The organism is Arthrobacter sp. 10N44_2 (genome assembly GCF_056394385.1).
Map to the genome: position 1 here is coordinate 58251 of NZ_JBFTHT010000021.1, position 7261 is coordinate 65511.

The window sequence follows — 7261 nt, forward strand, 5'->3', positions numbered from 1 at the left end:
GGCCGGCACCATGGATCAGATCACGCTGAGCGGCGTCACCGCCGTCGGCCATCACGGTGTGTTCGATTTTGAGCGCCGCGACGGGCAGCCCTTCGTCGTCGACGCGGTGCTGCACCTGGACTTCAGCAAAGCGGCCGCTTCCGACGACGTCCTGGACACCGCGCATTACGGCGAGGTGGCCAACTGCATCCGGGACTGGATCACGGGTGAGCCGCTGAACCTGATCGAGGCCCTCGCGGTGCGGATTGCCGAGGACATCCTGCAGAAATTCGCCGTCGACGCCGTGGACATCACCGTGCACAAGCCCAAGGCCCCGATCGAAGTCGACTTTGGCGACGTCGCCGTCAGCGTGCACCGGAGGCGGACGTGAGCCCGCTCTACACCCGTGCCGTGATCGCGCTCGGCAGCAACCTGGGGGAGCGCAGCGACACCCTGTCCGCCGCCGTCGCGGACCTCGTCGACCCGCCGGAGGTGCGCCTGCTGGCCATCTCGCCGATCGTCCAGACCAAGGCCGTGGGAGGCCCGCCGGACCAGCCTGACTTCCTGAACATGGTGATTGCCGTCGAGACGTCGCTGCCGCCGCGCGGACTGCTCGAGCACTGCCACGCCGTGGAGCAGAAGCATTTGCGCGTGCGCGAGGTCCGGTGGGGGCCGCGGACCCTGGACGTGGACATCATCACGTACGGGGATGTGGTCAGCTCCGATCCCGAGCTCACCCTGCCCCATCCCCGGGCCGCGGAACGGGCGTTCGTGCTCTATCCGTGGTCGCTGATCGATCCCGCGGCGGAGCTCAACGGCGAACGCGTGGGCGACCTCGCGTCGAAAGCCGCCGATTTCGCCGGCCTTGCCACCTTTGACGGCTTCCAGAACCCCGCCGCAGCGGAAGTCACTGCCACGGAGATCACCGGCGTGCCCGGTGCGGCGGAGCGGCCGTGAAGCTGACCAGCCCCCTGCTCCTGCTGGCCATCTGCGTGGTCCTGGCCGTGGCCGGCTGGTTCGCCACCATGCTCTCCGGCCGCTACGGCCTGGCCACCCCGGTGCTGCCGCTGACGGGCCTGGTGACCATGGGCGTGATCGTGGCCCTCACGCTGGTGCTGGGCATCCGCGTGCTCCGGTGGCGCAACGGCAAGAAGAAGAAAATCCTCAACCCCATCCTGGCTGCCTGGACCCTGGTCCTCGCGCAGGCCTGCGCCTACACCGGTTCGGTCCTGCTGGGCTGGCACGCGGGAATCGTGGTGGAGCAACTGCGGCTGTGGAACCTGCGCAGCAACCAGGAGATCACCTGGCAGGCCCTGGCCATGGCTGGCGGCGGCCTGATCATGGTGATCGTCGGGCTCGTCGTCGAACGGTTCTGCCGGATTCCCCCCGAGGACGGCGACGCCGAATCCCGGCCCGGCGTGCAGGGAAAGCGCAGCAAGCCCTCGGCGGAAGGCGAATATGCCTACCGAAGCGATTGATCCTCCGGGCATCGACTGGCTCCGGGTGTCCCCGAAATACGTCACGGTGCGCCTCGCGGGATGGGCGCTGGGAACCCTGGTCGCGGTGGCCCTGCTGTCGCTTCCCCTAATCCTGGTGCTGACCGGCGTGTGGACCTGGCTGCCTGTCTGGCTGGCCGTCGCCCTGCCCGCTGTCGCGCTGCTGCTGGCCCTGTGGCGGCTCGCGCTGATTCCCCGGCAGGTGCGCTCGATCGGCTACGCCGAGCGTGATGATGACCTCCTGATCCGGCGCGGCATTTTCTTCCAGCGCACGCTCGTGGTTCCTTACGGGCGGATGCAGTACGTCGACATCGCGGTGGGCCCGGTCGAACGCCAGCTGGGCCTGTGCACACTGAAACTGCACACCGCGGCCGCCGCGACCAGCGCCGAGATTCCCGGGCTGCCCGCGAGCGAAGGCGCCCGGCTCCGCGAACAACTGTCCGCCCGCGGCGAAGCCCGGCTGGCCGGGCTGTGACGGGAAGGCCGTGACGGGATGGCGCTGACACCGGAGGATGCCGGGCGCGCCGCCGACGGAACCGCCGTCGGCTCCGGTATCGAAGGAACTGCCGACGCCGGCTGGCTGCGCGTGCACCCCGCGTCGCCCTTTGTCCGCGGCTGGGTGGCGCTGGCTGCACTGCTGTTCTTTTTTGGACGCGACAGTTTCGAACGGTTCCTGCAGGGCGGCCCGCTCTTTGACGAGCGGCTGGCCGGACGGGCGCCCTGGCTGCTGCTCGGCGGCGGCGCCCTGATTCTGCTGACCGTTCTCGGCTACGTCCTGAGCTGGTACTTCACCCGCTACCAGGTAGCCGGCGGCTACGTGCGCGTCAACACCGGTTTCCTGTTCAAGCAGCAGCGGCAGGCCAGGCTGGACCGGGTGCAGGCGATCGACGTCGTGCAACCCCTGCTGGCACGGATCTTCGGACTGGCTGAATTGCGGTTCGAAGTCGCCGACGCCGGCCAGTCCGCGGTGCGCCTGGCGTACCTGCGCGCGGACGAGGCCCGGCAGCTCCGCGCGACAATCCTGGCCCGAGCCTCCGGTGCCGCGGGCGGGAAGCCGGCGCGGGAGCCGGGAGACCCGGAGTCCGGAGAGCCGGCGGCCGCCGCCGTGGAAGCCCCCGAACAGGCCGTGCTCACCGTGCCGCCGCCGCGCCTGGTGGGCTCGCTGCTCCTGAGCGAACAAAGTGTCGTGATCCTGGCTGGCGGCATTGCCTCGGTGATGCTCTCCGCCGTCACGGAAAACCGGAACTTCACGGTCTTCCTGATCCCAGCCGCAATCGGGCTCATCGCCTCCTACTGGTCCTCGTTCAACAAGGGCTACAACTTCACCGCCGCCATTTCCCCGGACGGCATCCGGCTGCGCTACGGCCTGCTGGACACGCAGGCGCAGACCGTTCCGCCGGGCAGGATCCAAGCGCTGAAGGTCAGCCAGCCGCCGCTGTGGCGGATGTTCGGCTGGTACCGGATCCAGGTCAACGTGGCCGGCTACGGCCTGGCCGGCAGCGCCGGCGAAGGATCGGCCCGGACCACGCTGCTTCCGGTGGGATACCTCGGCGACGTCATGGACATCCTCTCCCTGGTGCTCCCGGATCCCGGGACCCAGGACCCGGTGGGGCTGTTCACCGCGGGGATCACCGGCCTCGCGGACCCTGCCGGGACCCCGGGCAGCGCAGCAGGGAAGGCCTCCGACGGCGGCTTCGTCACCAGCCCGCGCCGGGCCCGGTTCCTGGCGCCGCTGGGCTGGCGCCGCAACGGCTTCGCGGCAACGGAGTCCGCCCTGCTCCTGAGGTCGGGCCGCTGGTGGCGGAACTTCGTGGTGGTGCCGCACCAGCGCACCCAGTCCATGGCGCTCCAGCAGGGCCCGCTCGCCCGGCGGTTCCGGGTGGCCGACCTGGTCCTGCACACCACGGCGGGTCCGGTGGCTCCGCGGCTCATACAGGCCGGCCTCGACGAAGCCCGGGCCCTGTTCGATGCCCAGTCGGCCCGTGCCCGTGCCGCGCGCAAGCACCAGAAGAGCGAACACTGGCTGGAGCCGGCGGCCCAGCCGGCCGCACCACCCGCAGAAGACCACCAGGAAGGCCCGCATCATGGCTAAACCAGGACGCCTCGGCGTCGGAATCATTGGCGCGGGGAAGGTCGGAGCCGTCCTGGGGGCGGCGCTGCGCGGAGCCGAGCACGCCGTCATCGGGGCGTCGGCCGTTTCGGACGCCAGCAAAGAACGCGTCGAAACGCTCCTGCCCGGCGTCCCGATCCTGGACGTGCAGGACATCGTGGAGCGGGCCGAACTGGTCCTGCTCGCCGTCCCGGACGATGCACTGGGCCCGCTGGTGAAAGGACTGGCCAAGCTCGGCGCCTGGCAGCCCGGCCAGCTCGTGGCGCACACCTCCGGGCGCTTCGGCGTCGGGATCCTGCATCCGGTCCGCGCCGCCGGTGCCGTGCCGCTCGCGCTGCACCCGGCCATGACGTTCACGGGCATGAGCCTGGACCTCACCAGGCTCCTGGACTGCACCTTCGGCGTCACGGCCGACGCCGCGATGCTGCCGATCGCCCAGGCACTCGTCGTCGAAATGGGCGCCGAGCCCGTCGTGATCGCCGAGGCCGACCGCGTCCTCTACCACGCTGCCCTCGCGCACGGCTCCAACCACCTGGTCACGCTCGTGGCGCAGGCCTCGCAGCTGCTCCGCGACGTCGGCGTCGAGGCCCCGGACCGGATGCTGGGCCCGCTGCTGCGCGCCACCCTCGAGAACGCCCTCGCCTCCGGCGAAACGGCCCTGACCGGGCCCGTGGCCCGCGGCGACACCGGCACGGTGGCCGCGCACGCCGGCGCCCTCCGCGAGTACGACGGCGGCGCCGCCGGCGATATTCTTGAGGCGTACCTGGCCATGGCCCGGGCGACAGCCCGCCGGGCAGGAAGCCGCGGACTGCTGAAGCCGGAACAACTCGACGGCATCGAACAGGCGCTCGGCGGCCCCGGCCAGAACGGGACGCCCGCCCCGGAAGGACCCTGACATGGCAATCCAACTCGTCACCACTGCTGCCCAGCTCCGCGCCGCAAGCGCCCGGCTGCTGGCACAGAAAGGCGGCACGTCCCAGGGCCTCGTGCCCACCATGGGCGCCCTGCACGAGGGACATGCCCAGCTGGCCCGGACGGCCGTCGCCCAGAACGACGTCGTGGCGGCCACCATCTTCGTCAACCCGCTTCAGTTTGGCGAGGCCGCGGACCTCGAACGCTACCCCCGGACGCTCGACGCCGACCTCGCGCTGCTCGACGCCGAAGGGGTGGACCTGGCGTTCGCGCCGGGTGTTGAGGAGGTCTACCCCGGCGGGGCACCCCTCGTGCGGATCACGGCGGGACCCCTGGGCGAAAAATGGGAAGGCGCGTCCCGGCCAGGGCACTTCGACGGCGCGCTGACCGTCGTCGCGAAACTGCTCCACTACGGCATCCCTGGGGCCGGCGTGCCCGGTGGCGGCCAGCCCGCGTACCGCGCCTATTTCGGCCAGAAGGACGCGCAGCAGCTGGCCCTGGTCCAGCGCATGGTGGCTGACCTGAATTTTCCCGTGGAGATCGTGCCGGTGCCCATTGTGCGCTCGGCCGACGGCTTGGCGCTGTCCAGCCGCAACCGCTTCCTCTCCGAAGACCAGCGCGAGGCGGCCCTGGTGCTCTCCCGCGCACTGCGGCTCATCGAGGAGCGCGCCAACGCCCATGAGCCGCTGGACATCGAATCGGCGCAGGCCCTCGTCCGGTCCCAGCCGCTCGTGGAGCTGGACTATTTCGAGGTAGTGGATCCGCGCACCCTCGAGCCCCTCGCGGAGAACTGCCGGGACACCCCGTTCCGCGGCGAGGGGCTGGCGATCATCGCCGCCACGGTCGGCCCCGTCCGCCTCATCGACAACGTGCCCCTGAATTCCTAGCCCCCCAGCCCCACCACAAGCAACGCGGGGCCAGTTACGGCCCATGCCGCCGCCCGTCATGGGCCGTAACTGACCCCGCGTTGCTTTCGCGGTGACGGGAATGCCCCCGGGCCCTAGACTGTTGGAACCTGCAGCAGCGCCGACGCTCGCCGGACCCACACCAAACTCCCTGAGGGAATTCCCATGTCAACAGACGTCTCTTCCAACGCCTCTGGCGATCCCGCACCGGGCGCTGCCCCCGCCGTCGCCGCGCAGAACGTGCCGGCGGCGCCGGCAGCATCCACCGTGCCGGCAAAGATGCCCCGGGAGTCCGTGGCCATCATCGCCACGCTGCTGGTGGCCACCTTCGTCGTGATCCTCAACGAGACCATCATGAACGTGGCCCTGCAACGGCTGATGGTGGACCTGAACATCGATGCGCCCACCGTGCAGTGGCTGTCCACCGGTTTCATGCTCACCATGGCCGTCGTGATTCCCACCACCGGATTCATCCTGCAGCGGCTGACCACCCGTGCCGTGTTCATGCTGGCCATGGGACTGTTCTCCGGCGGCACCCTGCTGGCCGCCCTCGCGCCGGGCTTCGAAGTCCTGCTGCTGGCCCGCATCGTCCAGGCCGGCGGCACCGCGATCATGCTGCCGCTCCTGATGACCACCATCCTCACGCTCGTGCCGCTGGAGCGCCGTGGCGCCGTCATGGGCAACGTCAGCATCGCCATTTCGGTTGCGCCGGCACTGGGCCCGACAGTTTCCGGCCTGATCCTCCAGCATTTTTCCTGGCGGTTCATGTTCGTCTTCGTGCTGCCGATCGCCCTCGCCGCGCTGGCCATCGGGGCCAGGTATCTGACCAACATCGGTGAGACCGAGAAAACCCGGCTCGATGCCCTCTCCGTGGTGCTCACGGTCCCCGCCTTCGGCGGCCTGGTGTACGGCCTGAGCCAGATCGGCGGCGGCCAGGCAGGCTCCCGCACCCCCGCCGTGGTGGCGCTGGCCGTTGGCGTGCTGGCCCTGGCAGCGTTCGTTCTGCGCCAGCTGAAGCTGCAGAAGACCGGCGGCCCCCTGCTGGACCTGCGCGCCTTCACCTTCCGGATGTTCACCGTATCGGTGCTGCTGCTGGTCGTGGCCATGATCGCGCTCTTCGGCGCGGTGATCCTGCTGCCGTTGTACCTGCAGGAGATCCGCGGCCTGACGTCCCTCGAGACCGGCCTGGTGCTGCTGCCCGGCGGCCTCGCCATGGGCCTGCTGGGGCCCTTCATCGGCCGCGTATTCGACAGGGTCGGGCCCCTGCCGCTGACAGTGACCGGCTCGATCATGATGGTGCTGTCCCTCTGGCAGTTCTCCATGCTGGACGCCACGTCGCCGCTGGGGTGGATCATCGCCCTGCACGTGGCACTGAGCCTGGGCCTGGCGCTGCTGTTCACCCCCGCCTTCACGACCGGGCTGAACCCGCTGCCGCCGCACCTGTACTCCCACGGCTCGGCCATCATGAGCACACTGCAGCAGGTGGCCGGCGCCGCCGGCACGGCGCTGCTCGTCTCGATCTACGCTTTCGTGGCCGTTGCCTCGGGCATGGTCGCCGGCATGCATGCTGCCTTCCTGACGGCGGCCGTCATAGCCATCGCCGCCGTCGTGCTGTCCACCATGATGCGCAAAACCGAAGGCGCGGCACACCCGGCCGCCCACTAGCTGCAATTAACAAACAACGCGGGGTCACTTAGCGCCGGTCTGGACCTCGCAAAGTCATACGGTCGTTGCAACATTCTGGTTTTGGAGGTTGCGATGCCGAGTGGTTATCGGGCGCCCGATGCGCTGAAGGATGAGTTTTTCTCCCTGGTCCGGCAGGGGGTGTCGGTCAAGGAAGCCTCTGCCCGGATCGGGGT

At 69.8% G+C, this 7261-nt stretch carries 8 protein-coding genes; all 8 read left to right on the top strand.

Going from position 1 to position 7261, the window contains the following annotated elements; translation table 11 throughout:
- Window positions 1–10 precede the first annotated feature (10 nt).
- The 8 genes from folB (at window position 11) to AC1DBX_RS18485 (ending at window position 7067) form a co-directional block, all read left to right on the top strand.
- Window positions 11–370 carry a dihydroneopterin aldolase gene (gene folB, locus AC1DBX_RS18450; RefSeq protein ID WP_476849912.1) on the top strand — a complete coding sequence of 120 codons (360 nt, stop codon included), beginning with the start codon at window positions 11–13 and terminating at the stop codon, window positions 368–370.
- A complete protein-coding gene (folK, locus tag AC1DBX_RS18455) occupies window positions 367–936 on the top strand; it encodes a 2-amino-4-hydroxy-6-hydroxymethyldihydropteridine diphosphokinase (protein ID WP_476932411.1) in 570 nt (189 codons plus the stop codon). The genes folB and folK overlap by 4 nt, the downstream gene beginning before the upstream one ends.
- Window positions 933–1457 (top strand): DUF3180 domain-containing protein, encoded by a 525-nt coding sequence (locus tag AC1DBX_RS18460; RefSeq protein ID WP_223914701.1) that lies wholly within the window; start codon window positions 933–935, stop codon window positions 1455–1457. Before folK ends, AC1DBX_RS18460 begins: the two co-directional genes overlap by 4 nt.
- Window positions 1438–1950: a PH domain-containing protein gene (locus AC1DBX_RS18465; protein ID WP_476859510.1), complete on the top strand. Its 513-nt coding sequence runs from the start codon at window positions 1438–1440 to the stop codon at window positions 1948–1950. The genes AC1DBX_RS18460 and AC1DBX_RS18465 overlap by 20 nt, the downstream gene beginning before the upstream one ends.
- 18 nt (window positions 1951–1968) lie before the next feature.
- The gene (locus AC1DBX_RS18470; protein WP_476932412.1) at window positions 1969–3567 is read left to right on the top strand and encodes a PH domain-containing protein; all 1599 of its coding nucleotides are present in this window, start codon (window positions 1969–1971) and stop codon (window positions 3565–3567) included.
- Window positions 3560–4480 carry a Rossmann-like and DUF2520 domain-containing protein gene (locus AC1DBX_RS18475; RefSeq protein WP_476932413.1) on the top strand — a complete coding sequence of 307 codons (921 nt, stop codon included), beginning with the start codon at window positions 3560–3562 and terminating at the stop codon, window positions 4478–4480. The genes AC1DBX_RS18470 and AC1DBX_RS18475 overlap by 8 nt, the downstream gene beginning before the upstream one ends.
- Before the next feature lies 1 nt (window position 4481).
- Window positions 4482–5384: a pantoate--beta-alanine ligase gene (gene panC / locus AC1DBX_RS18480; RefSeq protein WP_476886755.1), complete on the top strand. Its 903-nt coding sequence runs from the start codon at window positions 4482–4484 to the stop codon at window positions 5382–5384.
- Window positions 5385–5567: 183 nt separating this feature from the next.
- Window positions 5568–7067 (top strand): MDR family MFS transporter, encoded by a 1500-nt coding sequence (locus tag AC1DBX_RS18485; protein WP_476932414.1) that lies wholly within the window; start codon window positions 5568–5570, stop codon window positions 7065–7067.
- The last annotated feature ends 194 nt before the right edge of the window (window positions 7068–7261 follow it).

What these genes read in the sequence shown, in the direction of transcription:
- folB (WP_476849912.1), top strand. Translation starts at nt 11, where the DNA reads ATGGATCAGATCACGCTGAGCGGCGTCACCGCCGTCGGCCATCACGGT.
- AC1DBX_RS18470 (WP_476932412.1), top strand. Translation starts at nt 1,969, where the DNA reads ATGGCGCTGACACCGGAGGATGCCGGGCGCGCCGCCGACGGAACCGCC.
- panC (WP_476886755.1), top strand. Translation starts at nt 4,482, where the DNA reads ATGGCAATCCAACTCGTCACCACTGCTGCCCAGCTCCGCGCCGCAAGC.
- AC1DBX_RS18465 (WP_476859510.1), top strand. Translation starts at nt 1,438, where the DNA reads ATGCCTACCGAAGCGATTGATCCTCCGGGCATCGACTGGCTCCGGGTG.
- AC1DBX_RS18485 (WP_476932414.1), top strand. Translation starts at nt 5,568, where the DNA reads ATGTCAACAGACGTCTCTTCCAACGCCTCTGGCGATCCCGCACCGGGC.
- AC1DBX_RS18475 (WP_476932413.1), top strand. Translation starts at nt 3,560, where the DNA reads ATGGCTAAACCAGGACGCCTCGGCGTCGGAATCATTGGCGCGGGGAAG.